Source organism: Streptomyces sp. NPDC002680 (genome assembly GCF_042889145.1).
Classification (GTDB): domain Bacteria; phylum Actinomycetota; class Actinomycetes; order Streptomycetales; family Streptomycetaceae; genus Streptomyces; species Streptomyces adonidis.
On the sequence record NZ_JBIAQP010000011.1, the window covers coordinates 266,739 to 286,105 of the forward strand.

General features: G+C 70.5%; 16 protein-coding genes. 7 read left to right on the forward strand and 9 right to left on the reverse strand.

All coding sequences use genetic code 11. The features are described from left to right. Positions 1-94 precede the first annotated feature (94 nt). Positions 95-697, forward strand: coding sequence for a gamma subclass chorismate mutase AroQ (aroQ, locus tag ACFYXF_RS28635; RefSeq protein WP_389353662.1), 603 nt, complete (start codon positions 95-97; stop codon positions 695-697). Between the two features lie 98 nt (positions 698-795). On the opposite strand, the gene ACFYXF_RS28640 is transcribed toward aroQ, so the two are convergent. The 3 genes from ACFYXF_RS28640 to ACFYXF_RS28650 form a co-directional block, all read right to left on the reverse strand. Beyond that, positions 796-2,388, reverse strand: coding sequence for a von Willebrand factor type A domain-containing protein (locus ACFYXF_RS28640; RefSeq protein ID WP_389353664.1), 1,593 nt, complete (start codon positions 2,386-2,388; stop codon positions 796-798). A 157-nt stretch (positions 2,389-2,545) separates the two neighbouring features. Further along, positions 2,546-3,454, reverse strand: coding sequence for an ABC transporter permease (locus ACFYXF_RS28645; protein WP_389353666.1), 909 nt, complete (start codon positions 3,452-3,454; stop codon positions 2,546-2,548). Then, complete coding sequence (locus ACFYXF_RS28650) at positions 3,451-6,111, reverse strand: alpha/beta fold hydrolase (protein ID WP_389353668.1); 2,661 nt, start codon at positions 6,109-6,111, stop codon at positions 3,451-3,453. Before ACFYXF_RS28650 ends, ACFYXF_RS28645 begins: the two co-directional genes overlap by 4 nt. Before the next feature lie 116 nt (positions 6,112-6,227). Between ACFYXF_RS28650 and ACFYXF_RS28655 the strand changes: the two genes are divergently transcribed. After that, entirely contained in the window at positions 6,228-6,668 is a 441-nt protein-coding gene (locus tag ACFYXF_RS28655; protein WP_389353670.1) for a GNAT family N-acetyltransferase, read from the forward strand. 69 nt (positions 6,669-6,737) lie between these two features. Here ACFYXF_RS28655 and mmsA read toward each other — a convergent pair whose 3' ends face one another. The 5 genes from mmsA to iolC all read right to left on the reverse strand — a co-directional run bounded on the left by mmsA (position 6,738) and on the right by iolC (position 12,874). Next, a complete protein-coding gene (mmsA, locus tag ACFYXF_RS28660) occupies positions 6,738-8,240 on the reverse strand; it encodes a CoA-acylating methylmalonate-semialdehyde dehydrogenase (RefSeq protein ID WP_389353672.1) in 1,503 nt (500 codons plus the stop codon). 14 nt (positions 8,241-8,254) lie between these two features. Beyond that, entirely contained in the window at positions 8,255-10,147 is a 1,893-nt protein-coding gene (gene iolD / locus ACFYXF_RS28665) for a 3D-(3,5/4)-trihydroxycyclohexane-1,2-dione acylhydrolase (decyclizing) (protein WP_389353674.1), read from the reverse strand. After that, entirely contained in the window at positions 10,144-10,965 is an 822-nt protein-coding gene (gene iolB / locus ACFYXF_RS28670) for a 5-deoxy-glucuronate isomerase (RefSeq protein ID WP_389353676.1), read from the reverse strand. Before iolB ends, iolD begins: the two co-directional genes overlap by 4 nt. A gap of 8 nt (positions 10,966-10,973) precedes the next feature. Beyond that, positions 10,974-11,843: a deoxyribose-phosphate aldolase gene (locus ACFYXF_RS28675; protein WP_389353929.1), complete on the reverse strand. Its 870-nt coding sequence runs from the start codon at positions 11,841-11,843 to the stop codon at positions 10,974-10,976. An 80-nt stretch (positions 11,844-11,923) separates the two neighbouring features. Continuing rightward, a complete protein-coding gene (gene iolC, locus ACFYXF_RS28680) occupies positions 11,924-12,874 on the reverse strand; it encodes a 5-dehydro-2-deoxygluconokinase (protein ID WP_389353678.1) in 951 nt (316 codons plus the stop codon). Between the two features lie 151 nt (positions 12,875-13,025). On the opposite strand from iolC, the gene ACFYXF_RS28685 reads away from it, so the two are divergent. The 3 genes from ACFYXF_RS28685 (at position 13,026) to ACFYXF_RS28695 (ending at position 15,157) form a co-directional block, all read left to right on the forward strand. After that, the gene (locus ACFYXF_RS28685; protein WP_389353680.1) at positions 13,026-13,973 is read left to right on the forward strand and encodes a sugar phosphate isomerase/epimerase family protein; all 948 of its coding nucleotides are present in this window, start codon (positions 13,026-13,028) and stop codon (positions 13,971-13,973) included. Positions 13,974-14,318: 345 nt separating this feature from the next. Beyond that, positions 14,319-14,519: an AlpA family transcriptional regulator gene (locus ACFYXF_RS28690; protein ID WP_019056510.1), complete on the forward strand. Its 201-nt coding sequence runs from the start codon at positions 14,319-14,321 to the stop codon at positions 14,517-14,519. 74 nt (positions 14,520-14,593) lie between these two features. After that, positions 14,594-15,157, forward strand: a complete 564-nt coding sequence (locus ACFYXF_RS28695) for a GNAT family N-acetyltransferase (protein WP_389353682.1) — start codon at positions 14,594-14,596, stop codon at positions 15,155-15,157. 430 nt (positions 15,158-15,587) lie between these two features. On the opposite strand, the gene ACFYXF_RS28700 is transcribed toward ACFYXF_RS28695, so the two are convergent. After that, the gene (locus ACFYXF_RS28700) at positions 15,588-16,631 is read right to left on the reverse strand and encodes a zinc-dependent alcohol dehydrogenase family protein (protein WP_389353684.1); all 1,044 of its coding nucleotides are present in this window, start codon (positions 16,629-16,631) and stop codon (positions 15,588-15,590) included. Between the two features lie 162 nt (positions 16,632-16,793). On the opposite strand from ACFYXF_RS28700, the gene ACFYXF_RS28705 reads away from it, so the two are divergent. Next, positions 16,794-17,033, forward strand: coding sequence for a heavy-metal-associated domain-containing protein (locus tag ACFYXF_RS28705; RefSeq protein ID WP_389353686.1), 240 nt, complete (start codon positions 16,794-16,796; stop codon positions 17,031-17,033). A gap of 23 nt (positions 17,034-17,056) precedes the next feature. Continuing rightward, complete coding sequence (locus ACFYXF_RS28710; RefSeq protein WP_389353688.1) at positions 17,057-19,354, forward strand: heavy metal translocating P-type ATPase; 2,298 nt, start codon at positions 17,057-17,059, stop codon at positions 19,352-19,354. The last annotated feature ends 13 nt before the right edge of the window (positions 19,355-19,367 follow it).

Here is a 19,367-nt window from a genome sequence, read left to right on the forward strand (position 1 = left end):
CTGAGTTCGAGTCAAGTTACTTGGGCGTAGCGGAAGTTCAATGGGTTGCGCAGGAACAGATATTTTGTTGTCACCCCCCACTGAAAGGAATCCCATGCGTTCCGTTCTTGTCGCTGTATGCGCGTCGGCGGTCTTCGGCGTGTGCGGTGCGGTGCCTGCCGTCGCTCAGACCTCGACTCCGGTACAGGCAACTGCCGTTGCCTCCTCCCCCGTACTCTCCCTTGCCCCGCTGACCGACCTGTTCGCCGAGCGGCTGCTGGTCGCCGACAAGGTCGCCGCCGCCAAGTACGGCACCGACAAGCCGATCGACGATCCGGTGCGGGAGCAGCAGATCCTCGACGACGTGTCGTCGCGGGCCGTGGGGCTCGGGCTCGATCCGGCGGCGGTCGCTGCCGTGTTCCGGGATCAGATCGAGGCGAACAAGGTGGTTCAGCGGGGGTTGTACGCGCGTTGGGACGCGCATCCTGAGCTGCGGCCTGTCGAGCGGCCTGATCTGGTCACGGAGGTTCGGCCTGTGCTGGATCGGATCACTTCGGAGTTGCTCGGGGCGTTGGCGGAGACGGAGGGGGTTCGGTCGTCGGGGGGTGGGTGTGAGGTGCGGCTTGTGGTTGCTGCGGGGCGCTCCGCGCGGGGGTACGGGTTGGATGGGTTGCATTTGGTGGGGCTTGGGCGGGCTGTTCCGTCTGTGTGTGGCTAGCGTGCGTGGCATGGATGGGCGGGGGGTTCTTTGGCTGCCGGCAGGTGGGGGCTGGTCGCGCAGTTCCCCGCGCCCCTAAAAGGGGCGCTTCGCGCCACCTAGTCCTTGTATTGCCTCGCCTGGTCTATTGCCTCGGCCAGTTGGTGTACCGCCTTGTCCTCTGTCGTGTTTGCCAAGTCGTGGGCCCTCTCCGCCAGTTCGCCCAGGGTCGGGGCTGCGGGGAGGGTGGTCCAGCGGTCGTCGCCCCTGCGTAGGGCGTCGGCGAAGTACGCGGCCACCGCTGTCACCTGGAAGCGGGACGGGGCGTCCCAGAGTTCCTCGTTCAGCGTGTTCGACTCCAACTGGCCCGATTCCTCGTGGGGTTCGCGGGTTTCGGGGTCCTGCCAGCGGACCGTTGCCGTGGCGAGGTGGCCCGAGGCGGACTGCTTGGTGCGGACGGCGTACAACGCGGTGACCGTGTGGCCGGGGCCCACCTCGCCCCCGTCCACGCTGTCGTCGCGGAAGTCGTCGTCGGCGACGCGGCGGTTGTCGTAGCCGATCAGCCGGAACTCGGCGACGGTCTCCGGGTCGAAGGCGACCTGGGCCTTGGCGTCTCGGGCCGTGAGGTCGATGTTGCGCGGGAGCTGCTCGCAGAACACCTTGCGGGCGTCGGTCTCGTTCGAGACGTAGGTGGTGTGGCCGTCGCCCTTGTCGGCGAGCTGTTCCATCAGGGCGTCGCCGTAGTCGCTGCCGACGCCCACGCCGAAGAGGGTGATGCCGTGTTCGCGGCGGGCGTCGGAGATGCGGTCGAGGATCGAGTCGGCGTCCGTGTCGCCTGTGTTGGCCAGTGCGTCCGAGACCAGGACGACCCGGTTGGTGGCGTTCTCTCGGAGGCCCTTCACCGCTGTGGCGTAACCCGTGCGCACGCCTGCGCCGAGGTTGGTCGACTCAGTGGGCTCCAAGTCGTTGATCGCGTCGTGGACTTGGTCCCGGTTTTCGTCGAGGCGGGTCATCGGCAGGACCGTCTCGGCCTCGTCGCTGAAGGTGACGATCGCGACGGAGTCGTCGTCGCGCAGTCGGTCCGTCATCACGCCGAGGGAGTCCTTGGCGAGGTCGAGGCGGCCGGGCTCGGCCATCGAGCCGGAGATGTCGATGACGAACGTGAGGGCGGCGGGCGGGCGTTCGCCTTCGTCCTCGGCGGTGCGGGTGGCCAGGCCCACGCGGACCAGCGACCAGTCCTCGCGGTCGGTGCGGGCGCCGTCGACGGTGACCGAGAAGCCGTTGCCGTCGGGGCGTTCGTAGTCCTGCCGGAAGCTGTTGACGAACTCCTCCGGCCGGACCGTCGACGGGTCGGGCAGCCGGCCGTCGGCGAGGGTGCGGCGCGCGTAGCCGTACGAGGCGGTGTCGACGTCGAGGGCGAAGGTGGAGAGGTAGTCGGGGGACGGGGCGAACTCGCCGTCCGTCTCGCCCTCCGTCTCCCCTTCCGTGGTGCCTTCGCGTGCGCTCCCGTCGCCGTCCTGCAGTTCGCCGGAGCCGTCGGGCACGGAGGGCGCGTAGCCCCCCGAGCCGCCGCCGGAGTCCTGTTTGCCGCTCTGGCCGCTGTCGCTGCTGCTCTCGCCGACACCCCCGCTGCAGCCGGTGAGCAGCAGACCGCTCGCGGCCGTCAGCGCGATCAGCGCACTACGCAGTTTCCGTGTTCGGTTCCGCTCCATCTGCCGTGCCCCCTCCGTCGGTTGACGTCGGCCGACGTCAACTTCTGTGACTGTGACGGCGGAGGGGGCCGGAATGTGCGGTACGGGGCGTTGCGGATGGATCTCGAAGTGGCCACGAGAGGCGGCCGCCGAGACCGGTAGGTGATCCTCCGGTGACCTAGGAGACGACGTCCTTGCGGGCGAAACCCCGGAAGGCCAGGGCGAACAGGACCAAGGCGTACGTTACCGAGATGGAGACGCCCTGGATCATGTCGGTGTAGTCGGGCTTCGGTTGGACGACGTCCAGCCAGGCGTACTGCCAGTGCGCGGGCAGGAAGTCGCGCCAGTCGCCGAGGGCGGTCACCGAGTCCAGGACGTTGCCGACGATGGTGAGGCCGACCGCGCCGCCGACCGCGCCGAGCGGGGCGTCGGTCCTCGTGGAGAGCCAGAACGCCAGTCCAGCGGTGACCAGTTGGGACACGAAGATGTACGCGACGGTGATCAGCAGGGCCTGCGCGGCGTCGCCCTGCCCGATCTCACCGCCGGTGGGCAGCTCCAGCGGGCCCCAGCCGTACGCCAGTGAGCCGACGACGAGTGCGACGACCGGCAGCAGCACGAGCGCCGCCAGGCTGAGGCTGAGTCCGACGGCGAGCTTGGACCACAGCAGCCGGGCGCGCGGCACGGGAGCGGCGAGGAGGTAGCGCAGGGAGGACCAGCTGGCCTCCGAGGCGACCGTGTCGCCGCAGAACAGCGCGACGGGGATGACGAGCAGGAAGCCCGCCGCGGCGAACAGGTTCACCGCGGCGAAGTTCGCGCCGGACGCGGTGGCCGTGTCCATCAGGTTCACCCGGTTGCTGCCCTCGCCGGGCGTGCCGCCGACCTGGAAGGCGATCAGCAGCACGAGGGGCAGGGCGAACAGGATGCCGCCCATGACCATCGTGCGGCGGCGCTTCAACTGCCGGACCAGCTCGACCCGGAGGGGCAGGGTGCGGCCCGCGCGGTAGCCGTCGGCGACCTCCACCGGTTCCGCGGGGTCTACGGGCTGTGCGGGTTCTGCGTGCTCGGCACGCTCGGCCAGCGTGCTCATGCGGACTCTCCGATCAGGGTGAGGAAGGCGTCTTCGAGGCGGCGGTGCGGGCCGACCGACTCCACGGGGACCTCCAGCCGGACGAGTTCGGCGACCAGCCTGCGGGCGTTGCCGTCCGTGTCGAGGCGGACCACCAGGCCGCCGTCGGCGCGTACGGCCGAGTCGACGCCGGGCAGGGCGGCGATCTTCTCGACGAGGGGCTCGTCCACGGGCTCGGACGTGCCGACCAGCAGCGTGTCGCCGGAGCCGACGATCTCGCTGACGGGGCCCGCCTGGACGAGCTTGCCGTGGTCCATGACGACCAGGTGCGTGCAGGTCTGTTCGACCTCCGCGAGGAGGTGGCTGGAGACGATGACCGTACGGCCCGCCTCCGCGTACCGGATCATCACCTCGCGCATCTCGCGGATCTGCGGCGGGTCGAGGCCGTTGGTCGGTTCGTCGAGGATGAGGAGGTCGGGCAGGCCGAGCATGGCCTGGGCGATGGCGAGGCGCTGGCGCATGCCCTGGGAGTAGGTGCGGACCGCGCGGGCCAGGGCGTCGCCGAGGCCGGCGATCTCCAGGGCCTCGTCCAGGTGGGCGTCCTCGGTCGGGCGGCCGGTGGCCGCCCAGTACAGCTCCAGGTTCTCCCGGCCGGACAGGTGCGGGAGGAAGCCCGCGCCCTCGACGAAGGCGCCGACGCGGGAGAGCACCGGGGCGCCCGGCACGATCGCGTGGCCGAAGACGCGGATCTGGCCGCCGTCCGGCTGGATCAGGCCCATCAGCATGCGCAGGGTCGTGGTCTTGCCCGCGCCGTTCGGCCCGAGCAGGCCCAGGACCTGGCCCTTCTCCACGGTGAAGGTGAGATCGCGGACGCTGTAGCGGTCGCCGTTCTTGTACTTCTTGCTCAGGTCGGTGATCTGGAGCGGGACCTCGGCGAGCGCGGGGTCGGGGGCCGGGGTGACGATCCGGCGGCGGCCGGTGACCAGCAGGAGCGCGGCGATCAGGGCGCCGGCGATCGGCAGGTACCAGACCCAGGCGGGCAGGACGTCCGTACGGTCGGCCCGGCCGAGCGGCGTGGGCACCTCCAGGTCGCCCTTCAGGGAGACGGTGTACGTCGCCGGGGTCAGCGGGGAGGCGTAGCCGAGGTCGGTGGAGGCGAGGACCAGGCGGAGGCGGTGGCCGTCGTCCAGTTCGTGGTCGATGGCCGGGAGGGTGAGCTTCACGTCCTTGCCGGCCTTGGCGCCCTCGACCCGGATGGGCTCGACGAGCTGGGAGGGCAGCACCTGGGAGCGACCGTCCGCGCCCACGTCGTACACCTTGGCGAAGAGGACGGCGTCGTCGCTGGTCGACTTCACATGGAGCGTGGCCGTGGGCGAGCCGGTGATCTGGAGGTCGTCCGTGACGGGCTTCGACTCGAACGCGGCGTACTGGCCGGGGAAGTCGAGGGAGATGCTGACGCCGAGCGAGGACAGCTGGGAGAGGCCGCCGCCGGCGGCGCCGAGGCCGGGCAGGGCCGACACGGCGGGCGGGCTGGCGCCGGCCGGGTTCTCGAAGGCCTGCTCGCGGCCGGTGAGGGCGATCGACTTCGGGGCGCTCTCCAGGCCCGGATAGGTGTCGTCCGTCGTACCGGCGAGGCGGGTCTCGCCGTCACCGGAGCCGGAGCCGAGGGTGCGGGTGACGCGGAACGCGGAGCCGGTGTCGGCGCCCTTGTCGTCCTTGAGGTACCGGTCGAACCAGGACTCGACCCGGGACTGGACGCGGGAGGTCTCCATGTCGCCGCCGTCGTGGCCGCCGGAGATCCAGTCGACGTCCACGGGTGCGCCGTTGGCCTTGATCGCCTTGGCGGCGGCGTCGGCCTGGCCGAGCGGGAAGAGGGAGTCGGTCTGGCCCTGGATCAGCAGCGTGGGCACCTTGATGCGGTCGCCGACGGCTTCGGGGCTGCGTTCGTCGAGGAGCTTCACCGCTGCGGCGTCGGGCTGCCCGGACTCGGCGACCCGCTGGTACATCTCGCAGAGCTGCGTCTCGAACTTGGCGCAGCCGCCGCCGGTGTTGAAGAAGATGCCGGCCCACAGCTTCTTGAAGACGCCGTTCGGGAAGAGGGCGTCCGAGAGGTTCCAGTAGGTGATCGCGGGCGCGATGGCGTCGACCCGCTGGTCGTACCCGGCGGCGAGGAGGGAGATCGCGCCGCCGTAGGACCCGCCGGCCATGCCTACGCGCGGGTCGCCCTTCTTGTCGAGCTGGACCTCCGGCCGCGCGGCCAGCCAGTCGATGAGCTTCGAGACGTCGGCGACCTCGGCCTTCGGGTCGTTCAGCCCGATCTTGCCGGTGCTTCTGCCGAAGCCACGCGCGGACCAGGTCAGTACCGCGTACCCGTCGCGGGCGAGGTCCTGGGCCTGGTCGCGCAGGTCGTCCTTGCTGCCGCCGAAACCGTGCGCGAGCAGGACGGCGGGGCGGCGGTCCTTGCTCGACCCCGCCGTGAAGTACGACGTGTCGATGCGCACCCCGCCGCCGACGTCCATGACCCGGTCGGCGCGGTGCACCGCGGGCGCGTCGTCGGAGGCGACGGCCGTCCACGTACCGGCACCGGCGAGCAGGACGACGGCGGCGGCCGCGACGGCGATCAGCCGTCGTGGCCGCCGGGGCCGCGCTCCTCGCAGTCCGGGCATTCGAAGATCCATGCGTCAACGGTACGGGCCGCCACTGACATCCACGGCCACCGCCGGTCGGAACCTCCCGCCATCCTGCGGGCGTACGGCACGCGACGGCGTACACCAACCGTGGTACGAACAGGCCCATGAAAACTGGGTCTGTGGAGATTCGCCGCGCTCAGACGGTCGCCGAGGTGGCCGCCGCCGAACACCTCTTCGACCACCCGGTCCGCACGGAGTGGGCGGAACGCTTCCTGACGTCCGCAGGCCATCACCTGTATCTGGCCTACGAACTGGCCGAAACCGCCCCCGTCGGCTTTGTGAGCGGCATCGAGACGATCCACCCGGACAAGGGCACGGAGATGCTGCTGTACGAACTGGGCGTGGCCGAGCCGTACCGGCGCAGGGGGATCGGCCAGACCCTGGTCCGGCGACTGGCCGGCCTGGGCCGCGAACTCGGCTGCTACGGGATGTGGGTCCTGGTCGACACGGACAACGAGGTCGCCCTTGCCACGTACAGGAGTGCGGGCGGGAAGGACGACGGGGTGTGCGCGGTGGTGAGCTGGGAGTTCGGGCAGCAGGGCTGATGACGTGCGTGTACGCCGGTGCCCCGCCTCCGGAGGGAGACGGGGCACCGGCGTACAGCGGGGACTTGCTCAGTGGTTGCGCGGGAAGCCCAGGTCCACGCCCGACGGGCCGTCCGCCGGGTCGGGCCAGCGGGTCGTGACCACCTTGCCCCGGGTGTAGAAGTGGGTGCCGTCGTTGCCGTAGATGTGGTGGTCGCCGAACAACGAGTCCTTCCAGCCGCCGAAGGAGTGGTAGCCCACCGGGACCGGGATCGGGACGTTGACGCCGACCATGCCGGCCTCGACCTCCAGTTGGAAGCGGCGGGCCGCGCCGCCGTCCCGGGTGAAGATCGCGGTGCCGTTGCCGAAGGGGGAGGCGTTGATCAGCGCCAGGCCCTCCTCGTACGTGTCCACGCGCAGGACCGTCAGTACCGGGCCGAAGATCTCGTCCTGGTAGGCCTTCGCCGTCGTCGGGACCTTGTCGAGGAGGGAGATGCCGATCCAGTGGCCGTCCTCGAAGCCCTCGACCGTGAAGCCGGAGCCGTCCAGGACGACCTCGGAGCCTTCCGCAGCCGCGCCGGTGACGTACGACGCCACCTTGTCGCGGTGGACCTTCGTGATGAGCGGGCCCATCTCCGACGTCGGGTCGTTGCCGGGGCCGATCTTGATCTTCTCGGCGCGCTCGCGGATCTTCTCGACCAGCTCGTCGCCGATCGCGCCTACCGCCACCACCGCCGAGATCGCCATGCAGCGCTCGCCCGCCGAGCCGTAGGCGGCCGAGACGGCGGCGTCTGCCGCCGCGTCCAGGTCCGCGTCGGGCAGGACCAGCATGTGGTTCTTGGCTCCGCCCAGGGCCTGGACGCGCTTGCCGTTCGCCGAGGCCGTGGTGTGGATGTAGCGGGCGATGGGAGTGGAGCCGACGAAGGAGACCGCCTTGACGTCGGGGTGCTCCAGGAGGCGGTCCACCGCCACCTTGTCGCCGTGGACGACGTTGAAGACGCCGTCCGGCAGGCCCGCCTCGGCCAGCAGTTCGGCCAGCTTCATCGCCGCCGACGGGTCCTTCTCCGACGGCTTCAGGACGAAGGTGTTGCCGCACGCGATGGCCAGCGGGAACATCCACATCGGGACCATCGCCGGGAAGTTGAACGGCGTGATGCCCGCGACGACGCCGAGGGGCTGGCGGATCGACGAGACGTCTACGCGGCTCGCCACCTCCGTCGACAGCTCGCCCTTCAGCTGGACGGTGATACCGCAGGCCAACTCGACGATCTCCAGGCCGCGCGCGACCTCGCCCAGCGCGTCGCTGTGCACCTTGCCGTGCTCCGCCGTGATCAGCTCGGCGATCGCGTCGCGGTTCGCGTCCAGCAGCGCGCGGAACTTGAAGAGGATGGTGCTCCTCTTCGCGAGGGACGACTTGCCCCACGTCGCGTACGCGTCCTTGGCCGCAGCTACCGCGGCGTCGACCTCGTCGACGGTCGCGAAGGCTACGTTCGTGGTGACCGCGCCGGTCGCGGGGTCGGTGACCGGCCCGTACGTGCCCGACGCGCCCTCGACGGTCTTGCCGCCGATCCAGTGGTTGACGATCTTCGTCATGCCCAGGTTCTCCTTCACAGATGGCGGCGTCGGGTAGAGACGTGCCGTTCGTACAGCTCACGTGCCTTGACCGCCGACGGGCGGGTCGCGGTCTCGGCCACAGGAACATCCCACCAGGCCTGCGCCGGAGGCGGGCCCGACACTGTGTCTGCCGTTTCCGTCTCGACGTAGACACAAGTGGGAGTGTCGGCGGCACGGGCCTCGGCGAGCGCCGCCCGCAGCTCCCGTACCGTCTTCGCGCGTAGGACGCGCATGCCCAGGCTCGCCACGTTGGCGGCCAGGTCCACGGGCAGCGGAGCACCCGTGTACGTACCGTCGTCCGACTGGTAGCGGTAGGCGGTGCCGAAGCGCTCGCCGCCCACCGACTCCGACAGTCCGCCGATGGACGCGTAGCCGTGGTTCTGGATCAGGAGGAGCTTGATCGCGATCCCCTCCTGTACGGCCGTCACGATCTCCGTCGGCATCATCAGGTACGTGCCGTCGCCCACCAGCGCCCATACGGAACGCTCGGGCGCCGCCAGCTTCACACCGATCGCGGCCGGAATCTCGTACCCCATGCAGGAGTAGCCGTATTCCAGGTGGTACTGGTCCCGCGACCGGGCGCGCCAGAGTTTGTGCAGGTCACCGGGGAGTGAGCCGGCCGCGTTGATGATCACGTCCGACTCGTCGGCGATCTCGTCCAGAGCGCCCAGCACCTGCGACTGCGTCGGTCGTACGTCCGGTTCGTCGGCCTCGTAGGCGGCGTCGACTCGCTGTTCCCAGCGGTCCTTGTCCTCCGTGTACTCGCTCACGTACCCGTCCGCTACCCGGTGCTCGTGCAGCGCCAGCGCCTCCGTCAGCTGTTGCAGACCGCTGCGGGCGTCCGCGATCAGCGGGGTGGCGGACAGCTTGTGGCCGTCGTACGGGGCGATGTTGAGGTTCAGGAAGCGGACGTCCGGCGCCGCAAACAGGGTGTTCGAGGCCGTGGTGAAGTCCGTGTAGCGGGTGCCCACGCCTATCACCAGGTCTGCCAGGCGCGCGAGTTCGTCCGCCGTCGCCGTGCCCGTGTGGCCGATGCCGCCCACGTCCTGGGGGTGGAGGTAGTGGAGGGAGCCCTTGCCTGCCTGGGTGGAGGCGACGGGGATACGGGTCGCCGCGGCGAACTCCGCCAGCGCCTCCTCCGCGCGGCTGTGGTGGACCCCGCCGCCCGCGACGATCAGGGGACGGCGGGCGGTACGGATCTGCCGTACCGCCTCCGTCAGTTCGTCGGGGTCGGCGGCCGGACGGCGTACGTGCCACACGCGGTCGGCGAAGAACTCGTCCGGCCAGTCGTACGCCTCGGCCTGAACGTCCTGCGGGAGAGCGAGAGTTACGGCACCTGTCTCGACGGGGTCCGTCAGTACGCGCATTGCCTGCAGCGCGGCCGGGATCAGCGCTTCGGGGCGCGTCACTCGGTCGAAGTAGCGCGACACCGGGCGAAGGCAGTCATTGACCGACACGTCACCGGCGTACGGGACTTCGAGCTGCTGGAGGACCGGGTCCGCCGGGCGGGTCGCGAAGGTGTCGCCGGGGAGGAGCAGGACCGGGAGGTGGTTGATCGTGGCGAGCGCGGCGCCGGTGACCAGGTTGGTCGCGCCGGGGCCGATCGACGTCGTCACGGCGTGCGTGGAGAGGCGGTTGGACTGACGCGCGTAGCCGACTGCCGCGTGCACCATGGACTGTTCGTTGCGGCCCTGGTGGAACGGCATGTCGGCGCCGTACTCGATGAGCGCCTGGCCGAGGCCGGCGACGTTCCCGTGGCCGAAGATGCCCCAGGTCGACTCGATCAACCGGCGGCGGACGCCGTCCCGTTCGGTGTACTGGGCGGCCAGGAAGCGTACGAGCGCCTGCGCGACCGTGAGCCTCGTCGTCGAGGTCTGCACCGTCATCGGTATCCCTCCGTATGGTCCGGGTGGAAGCAGATCCGCCACTCCCTCGTCCCACCCGGCCCCGCCATGACGTTGAGGTAGTACATGTCGTGACCGGGCTGGGCGATGGACGGGCCGTGCCATCCGTCGGGTACGAGGACGGCGTCGCCGGAGCGGACCTCCGCGAGGACGTCGGATCCGCCCTCACGGGAAGGGGATACGCGCTGATAGCCGAAACCGTTCGGGCCGTCGATCTCGAAGTAGTAGATCTCCTCCAACTCGGCTTCCACGCCTGGTACTTGCTCGTCGTGCTTGTGCGGCGGGTACGAGGACCAGTTGCCGCCGGGCGTGATGACCTCGACGGCGATCAGCTTGTCGCAGTCGAAGGCGTCGGCGGAGGCGAAGTTGCGGACGTGCCGCAACCGGTTGCCGCTGCCGCGTTCTTCGACCGGGACCTCCGGCGCGGGGCCGTAGCGAGCGGGGAGTCGTCGCCCGCACTTCGCTCCTGCCAGGGCGAAGCGGCCTCCCGCGCCGGAGGCGATCTGTACCCGGGCGTCGCGGGGTGCGTACGCGAAGTCGGTGACCGACGCGAACACGCTTTCCCTGCCCAGGAGTTGGAACTCGTCGTGCGCCGTGCCGTCCTCTACTTGCACCGTACAGCCGCCGTTGAGCGGCAGTATGATCCACTCGCTGTCACCGGTGGTGAACATATGCGTACCGCCGGGCGGCAACTCGACGATGCGCAGGCTGCTGTGGGTCCAGCCGGCCCGCTTGGGGTCGATGTCGACGGCGTACTGCGCGTTCGCGGAGGTGCCGCGCCCGACGTACAGCTCGGTCATCACATGCCTCACAGCAGTCCGACGGCGGTGTCCACGGCCGCGGACACATCGCCGTCCGCCGGGTACAGCAGCGAGCGGCCGACCACCAGGCCCTGGACGGTGGGGAGTTGGAGCGCGCCGCGCCACTTCTCGTACGCGCCCTCCTGGTCGTCCCCGACCTCGCCGCCGAGGAGCACGGCGGGCAGGGTGGAGGTCTGCATGACCTCGGCCATGTCGTCCGGGTTCTCGGTGACGGGGACCTTCAGCCAGGTGTACGCCGAACTGCCGCCCAGGCCCGACGCGATGGCGATGGACTTGGTGACGGCCTCGGCGGAGAGGTCGTTGCGGACCTTGCCCTCGGGGCCGCGCCTGCTGATGAACGGCTCGACGAACAGCGGGAGTCGGCGTTCCGCCATCGCGTCGATCGCGTGGGCCGTGGACTCCAGGGTGGTGAGGGAGCCCGGGTCGTCGTAGTCGATGCGTACGAGCAGCTTGCCCGCGTCGAAGCCGAGGCGGGTCATGTCCTCGGGGCGGTGGCCGGTGAAGCGGTCGTCGAGTTCGAAACTGGCGCCGGAGAGGCCGCCGCGGTTCATCGACCCCATGACGACCTTGCCGTCGAGGGCGCCGAGGAGGAGCAGGTCGTCCAGGATGTCGGCGGTCGCGAGGACACCGTCGACACCGGGGCGGGAGAGTGCCAGGTACAGGCGTTCGAGCAGGTCGGCACGGTTGGCCATGGCCAGCTTGCGGTTGCCGACCCCGAGGGCGCCACGGGCCGGGTGGTCGGCGGCGACGATCATCAGCCGGCCGGAGTCACCGAGGAGGGGGCGCCGGGTCCGACGGGCGGCGGCCTCCGCGATGGCCTCGGGGTGACGGGCGCGGGTGGTGGCGAGGGCGGAGATGTCGACGGGGGCAAGAGGGGGAAGGGGGGCAACGGGGGCAACGGGGTTGGTGCCGTTGCTGCCGGTCGGTGCGGTGGCGCTCACAGCACCGCCCCCGCCGCCAGTGCCGCCTCGACCTCGGTCGGGGTGGGCATCGCCGACGAGCACTCCAGGCGGGAGGCGACGATCGCGCCGGCCGCGTTGGCGTGGCGCATGATGCGTTCCAGGTCCCAGCCTTCGAGGAGGCCGTGGCAGAGGGAGCCGCCGAAGGCGTCGCCGGCGCCGAGGCCGTTGAGGACGGTCACCGGGAGCGGGGGCACCTCGGCGCTCTCGCCCTTGCTGTTGACCGCGAGAACACCCTTCGGGCCCTGCTTGACGACCGCCAGTTCGACTCCGGCGTCGAGGAGGGCGCGGGCGGCGGCGTGCGGCTCGCGTACGCCGGTCGCCACCTCGACCTCGTCCAGGTTGCCGACGGCGACGGTGGTGTGGCGGAGGGCCTCGACGTAGAAGGGCCGGGCTTCCTCGGGGTTCTTCCAGAACATGGGGCGCCAGTCGAGGTCGAAGACCGTCGTACCGGACTTGGCGCGGTGGGTGAGGGCGGCCAGGGTCGCCGTGCGGCTGGGCTCCTCGCTCAGGCCGGTGCCCGTGACCCAGAAGATCTTCGCCTCGCCGACCGCGTCCAGGTCCAGCTCGTGGGCGTCGATCTCAAGATCCGGCGCCTTGGGCTGGCGGTAGAAGTACAGCGGGAAGTCGTCCGGCGGGAACACCTCGCAGAACGTGACCGGGGTGTTGAGGCCGGGGACCGACGTGACCCAGCGGTCGTCGACGCCGAAGTCGCGCAGGGCGTCGTGCAGATACCGGCCGAAGGCGTCGTCGCCGGTCCGTGTGATCACCGCGGTGCTCCGCCCGAGGCGGGACGCGGCGACCGCGACGTTCGTCGCCGATCCGCCGAGGAACTTCCCGAAGGACGTCACCTGGGCGAGTGGCACACCGGTCTGCAGTGGATACAGGTCCACTCCGATCCGCCCCATGGTGATCAGGTCGTACGCCATCGACTTCCCTTCGGTTTTCTCTTCACATCTCTTCGCGGCACAGCGGCTCGCAGTCAGGTCTAGCCCGCCTCCCGGAGCCCTGTCAATACTTTGTCCGGACATTCGGACCAGACCTTGACACGCGTCCCGGGATCGGCTGAAGCTGGCGCCCATGACTACGTTGTCGCCTCAGTCCCCTTCGTCCTCGTCTGGTCCGTCGGGTTCCCCGCTGACGCGCATCAGGATCGGCTCGGCGCCCGACTCCTGGGGCGTGTGGTTCCCGGACGACCCCAAGCAGGTTCCCTGGCAGCGCTTCCTCGACGAGGTCTCACAGTCCGGCTACGAGTGGATCGAGCTGGGCCCGTACGGGTACCTGCCGACCGACCCCGCCGTCCTCACCGAGGAGACGGCCAAGCGCGGCCTGAAGGTGTCCGCCGGTACGGTCTTCACCGGGCTGCACCACGGCGAGTCCGTCTGGGAGAAGACCTGGGCGCACGTCGCGGACAACGCGGTGCTCGCCCAGGCCATGGGCGCGTCCCACCTGGTGGTCATCCCGTCCTTCTGGCGGGACGACAAGACCGGTGAGGTGCTGGAGCCGGACACGCTGACGCCCGAGCAGTGGCGCAACCTGACCTCGCTGACCGAGCGGCTCGGTCACGAGGTGCGGGAGCGGTACGGCCTCCAGATCGTCGTCCACCCGCACGCCGACACCCACATCGACAGCGAGGCGAACGTCACACGTTTCCTCGACGGCACCGACTCCTCGCTCGTCTCGCTGTGCCTGGACACGGGCCACTACGCCTACTGCGGCGGCGACAGCGTCAAGCTGATCGAGACCTACGGCGAGCGGATCGGCTACCTCCACCTCAAGCAGGTCGACCCCGAGATCCTGGCGGACGTACGGGCGAACGAGGTGCCGTTCGGGCCGGCGGTGGCTCGTGGCGTGATGTGCGAACCCCCGGCCGGGGTACCGGAGTTGGGTCCGGTGCTGGCTGCTGCGCAGAAGCTGGACGTGGAGTTGTTCGCGATCGTGGAGCAGGACATGTATCCGTGCGAGCCGGACAAGCCGCTGCCTATCGCGCAGCGGACTCGGGCGTTTCTTCGGTCCTGCGGGGCGTAGCTCCGCTGGGTGGGCGGTTCGTTCGTCCGCACGCCCGGTGGGGGCTGGGCGCGCAGTTCCCCGCACCCCTGTGGGGCGCCGCCTATCGGCGTGCGCCCCACAGGTCAACGCGCCACTCCGGGCCGCAGGCTTGCGCCTTTGCTTCACTTGTGTCACAAACGCTCCCCTTCCGTCACGCATGTCGCGTGTACGCGGGTTATGGGTCACGTCGCGTCAACAGACGCTTACTCAGGGTCACCGCACGCCGTTCACCGGGCAAAGGCCTTGTGATCGCCAAGCGCTGCGTCCGGCTCCCCCGACGGCCGACCCTGGCCGACCCCGTGACGCGCGCAGGGAGGTGCACCGATGACCGACCGACGGCTCTGGTCGTACAAAGAGATCGCCGCGCACATCCGCGTCCAGCCGGACACCGTCCGCTCGTACCGCAAGCACGGTCTGCTGCCGCCGCCCGACCATGTGGAGAGCGGGAAGCCCTTCTGGTACGCGGACACGGTGCGGGCGTGGGTCGCGGCGCGGCCGGGGAACCGGGGCCGAAGAGACGACTGAGGCCTCCGAGGCAGCCGAGGCACGGTCGGAATATTCAGCTGTGCCCCACTCGCGGGTGGGGCACAGTGCCCGGCATGAACAACTCTCCGGACTTCTCCGTCAAGCCCGTCCTCATCGGCGAGAAGACCGTGTTGCGGCCGTTCGGCGAGGCCGATGCCGAGGTGATGGCCGAGATCATCGAGGACCCCGAGGTGATCCGCTTCACCTTCGAGCCCGGCACCGAGATCACCATGGAGCGGCTGCGTTCCTGGTACGGGTCCCGGTCCGCGCAGACCGACCGTCTCGACCTCGCCGTCACCGACAGGGCCAGTGGCGAACTCGTGGGTGAGGTCGTCCTGTACGAGTGGGACCGGGCTGCCCGCAGCTGTACGTTCCGTACGCTGCTCGGCCCCCGGGGGCGTGGGCGTGGGCTCGGTACCGAGGCGACGCGGCTGATCGTGGGGTACGGGTTCGAGCAACTCGGTTTGCATCGGATCGAGTTGGAGGCGTGGGGGGACAACCGCCGGGCTCTGCGGGTGTACGAGAAGGTGGGGTTTGTGGTGGAGGGGGTTCGGCGGGAGGTGGAGTTGCGGGGTGGGGAGTGGGCTGATGCGGTGGTGATGGCGATGCTTGATCGTGAGTGGGCGGGGAGCAGGTAGAGGCAGGCTTTTCTCGCCCCCGCCGCCCCTACCCGTCCCATCCTTCTGGGGGCTGCGCCCCCAGACCCCCCCTTGTCCTCAAACGCCGGACGGGCTGAAAGATCAAGCCCCGGCCAGTGCTGAAGTGCGGCGGGGCGGGTGGGTGGGGAAGGTCGCGCTGAACGCGCTCGTCCTCAAACGCCGGAGGGGCTGGATGATGCCGGACGGGCTGGGTGGTGTCGGCCGAGGCTGGAGGAGAGCCGTCGGGGCTGGAAGGTAGCCGCCGGGGCTGGAGGTGTGGCCGTTGGGGCTTGATCTTTCAGCCCAGCCCAGGCATTTCAGCCCGTCCGGCGTTTGAGGACAAGGCCCCTTCAGGGCCGTAGGGGGGTCTGGGGGCGCAGCCCCCAGGGATGGGAACGGGTAGGGGCGGCGGGGGCGAGGAAAAGCCCCGTCAGCGCCACGGCTCTATTACCGTCACCCCCGCCCCCGACGCCGTGCCCATCTCCGCCAGTGCCTCCGGGGACTCCGTCAGCGGGATCGTGGACGTGACCAACAGGTCCGGACGCAACACTCCCGCCCGGACCAGCTCCAGCATCGGCGGGTAGGTGTGGGCCGCCATGCCGTGGCTCCCCAGGAGTTCCAGTTCCAGACCGATCGCGCGAGCCATCGGGACCGGCGTCGTGCCGTCGGTCGACGGGAGCAGGCCCACCTGGACGTGGCGGCCCCGGCGGCGCAGGCCGTTCACCGAGGACGCGCAGGTGACCGGTGAGCCGAGTGCGTCCAGGGACAAGTGGGCGCCGCCGGCGGTCAGTTCACGTACCGCCGCCGCCGTGTCGCCCGTCGTCGCCGCGTTCACGCACTCCACCGCACCGAACTTCCGCGCCAGCTCCAGGGCCCCTGGTGAGACGTCCACCGCGACCACCCGCGCCCCGGCCGCCGCCGCGATCATCACCGCCGACAGTCCCACCCCGCCGCACCCGTGCACCGCGACCCACTCCCCCGCCGCCACCCGGCCCTGCTGCACCACCGCCCGGTACGCCGTCGCGAACCGGCAGCCCAGCGAGGCCGCCGTGGCGTAGGACATGCCCTCCGGTACAGCCACCAGGTTCACATCGGCGTGGTCCAGCGCCACGAACTCCGCGAACGAACCCCAGTGCGTGAACCCCGGCTGGGTCTGCCGCTCGCACACCTGCTGGTCCCCGGCCGCGCAGGACGGGCAGCTCCCGCAGGCGCAGACGAAGGGGACCGTCGCCCGGTCGCCGGAACGCCAGCCGGTCACTCCGGCGCCGACCGCCTCGACGACGCCCGCGAGTTCATGGCCCGGCACGTGCGGCAGCGCGATGTCGGAGTCGTGGCCCATCCAGCCGTGCCAGTCGCTGCGGCACAGCCCGGTGGCCTCGACGCGCACCACGACCCCGTGCGGCGCGGGCACCGGGTCCGGCACCTCCCGCACCTCGGCCGGCTCCCCGTACCGCTCGAACACCACCGCACGCATGGGCCCCTCGCCTTCGCAGTCGCCGTCCCTCGTACCGGAGATCTTGCCACTGTCACGAGTGAAGTACCCCCCAGGGGTATAGTAGGGTGGGACTCACAGGGGGCCACAGGGCTCGTACGCCACGCTGACGCCCTCTAAGACACTTCGCAGAGGAGCAACGACATGACCGCTCAGACCGACACCCCGGGTTCCGTCACCGCCGTCTACCAGGTGACCGGAATGAGCTGCGGGCACTGCGAGGGCTCGGTGTCGAGCGAGATCTCGGAGCTGGCCGGGGTGACCTCCGTGAAGGCCGTCGCCGCCACCGGTGAGGTCACCGTCGTGTCCGAGGCCCCGCTCGACGAGGCCGCCGTGCGCGCCGCGGTGGACGAGGCGGGCTTCGAGTTGGCCGGCCGGGTCTGACCGTACGGACGGACGCGGCGACCATGACCAGTACCGGCACCAGCACCGAGACCCCGATAGCCACGCCCCACGAGGTCGAGCTGACCATCGGCGGGATGACCTGCACCTCGTGCGCGGCCCGTGTCGAGAAGAAGCTCAACCGTATGGAGGGCGTCCTCGCGACGGTCAACTACGCGACGGAGAAGGCCAAGGTCTCGTACACCGACGGGGTCGGGGTCGACGATCTGATCGCCACCGTCGTGAAGACGGGGTACACGGCCGAGGAGCCGCCCCCACCGGTCGTCGTCCAGGAGAGCACGGCGGCCGATCACGATCACGACCCCGAGCTGGACGCCCTCCGGCAGCGGCTCCTCGTATCCGTGCTGCTCGCCGCGCCCGTCGTCCTGATGTCCATGATTCCCGCGTTCCAGTTCGACAACTGGCGCTGGCTCGCGCTGACGCTCGCCTCGCCGGTCGTCGTCTGGGGCGGACTGCCGCTCCACCGGGCCGCGTTCACCAACGCGCGGCACGGTGCGGCCACCATGGACACCCTGGTGTCGGTCGGTACGCTCGCCGCTTTCGGCTGGTCCCTGTGGGCACTGTTCTGGGGCGATGCGGGCAGAGCCGCGATGCCCGGGATGGACGGCATGGAGGGGATGGGGGTGCGGGAGAGTTTCTCGTTCACCGCCTCCCGGGCCGGCGCCGGTGGCACCTCCGAGATCTATCTCGAAGTCGCCGCCGGAGTCGTCGCGTTCATCCTCCTCGGGCGGTATCTGGAAGCCCGCGCCAAGCGGCGCTCGGGCGCTGCCCTGCGGGCGCTCATGGAACTCGGCGCCAAGGACGTCTCCGTGCTGCGCGGCGGGCGTGAAGTGCGCGTTCCCGTGGGCGAGTTGGCGATCGGCGACCGGTTCGTCGTACGGCCCGGGGAGAAGGTCGCCACCGACGGCACCGTCGTCGAGGGTGTCTCGGCGGTCGACGCGTCGATGCTGACCGGAGAGTCCGTACCGGTCGATGTCGGTGCCGGGGACGCCGTCACCGGTGCGACCGTGAACGCCGGGGGCCGACTGGTCGTCGAGGCCACCCGGGTCGGCGTGGACACCCAACTCGCGCGGATGGCCCGGCTGGTGGAGGACGCGCAGAACGGCAAGGCCGAGGTGCAGCGGCTCGCCGACCGGATCTCCGGGATCTTCGTGCCGGTGGTGCTGCTGATCGCGCTCGGTACGTTCGGCACCTGGCTCGGCGTCACCGGCGACACCACGGCCGCGTTCACCGCCGCCGTCGCCGTGCTGATCATCGCCTGCCCCTGTGCGCTGGGGCTCGCCACCCCGACCGCGCTCATGGTCGGCACCGGGCGCGGGGCGCAGCTCGGCATCCTCATCAAGGGCCCCGAGGTTCTGGAGTCCACGCGCCGCGTCGACACGATCGTCCTGGACAAGACGGGGACGGTGACGACGGGACGTATGACCCTCCAGGAGGTGTACGTCGCCGAGGGCGCCGACGAGAAGCAGGTGCTGCGGCTCGCGGGCGCCCTCGAACACGCCTCCGAGCATCCGGTCGCGCGGGCCATCGCGGCGGGGGCGGAGGAGCGCGTCGGGGCGCTGCCGGCGGCCGAGTCGTTCGAGAACGTGCCCGGACGGGGCGTACGCGGGCGCGTGGACGGCCATGAGGTGGCCGTGGGGCGGCTCGTGGACGGGCTGTCGGAGCCGCTTCCGGAGGAATTGGCCCGCGCGAAGGCCGAGGCCGAGAGCAGTGGACGTACGGCCGTCGTGGTGGCCTGGGACGGGGTGGCGCGCGGTGTGCTCACCGTCGCCGACGCGGTCAAGGAGACCAGCGCCGAGGCCGTGCGCGAGCTGCGCGCGCTGGGGCTCGCGCCTGTGCTGCTGACCGGGGACAACCGGGCGGTGGCGGAGGCCGTCGCGGCGGCCGTCGGGATCGAGCAGGTGATCTCCGAGGTGCTGCCCGAGGAGAAGGTCGATGTCGTACGGCGGCTGCAGGCCGAGGGGCGGGCCGTCGCGATGGTCGGCGACGGGGTCAACGACGCGGCGGCGCTGGCGACCGCCGATCTGGGTCTGGCGATGGGTACGGGCACGGACGCGGCGATCGAGGCGAGCGATCTGACGCTCGTGCGCGGGGATCTGCGGGTGGCCGCCGACGCCATCCGACTGTCCCGGAAGACGCTCGCGACCATCAAGGGCAACCTGGTGTGGGCCTTCGGCTACAACGTGGCCGCGCTGCCGTTGGCCGCCGCCGGACTGCTCAATCCGATGATCGCGGGGGCGGCGATGGCGTTCTCGTCGGTGTTCGTGGTGACGAACAGCCTCCGACTGCGTACGTTCCGCTGAGGGCAAGCGCGTT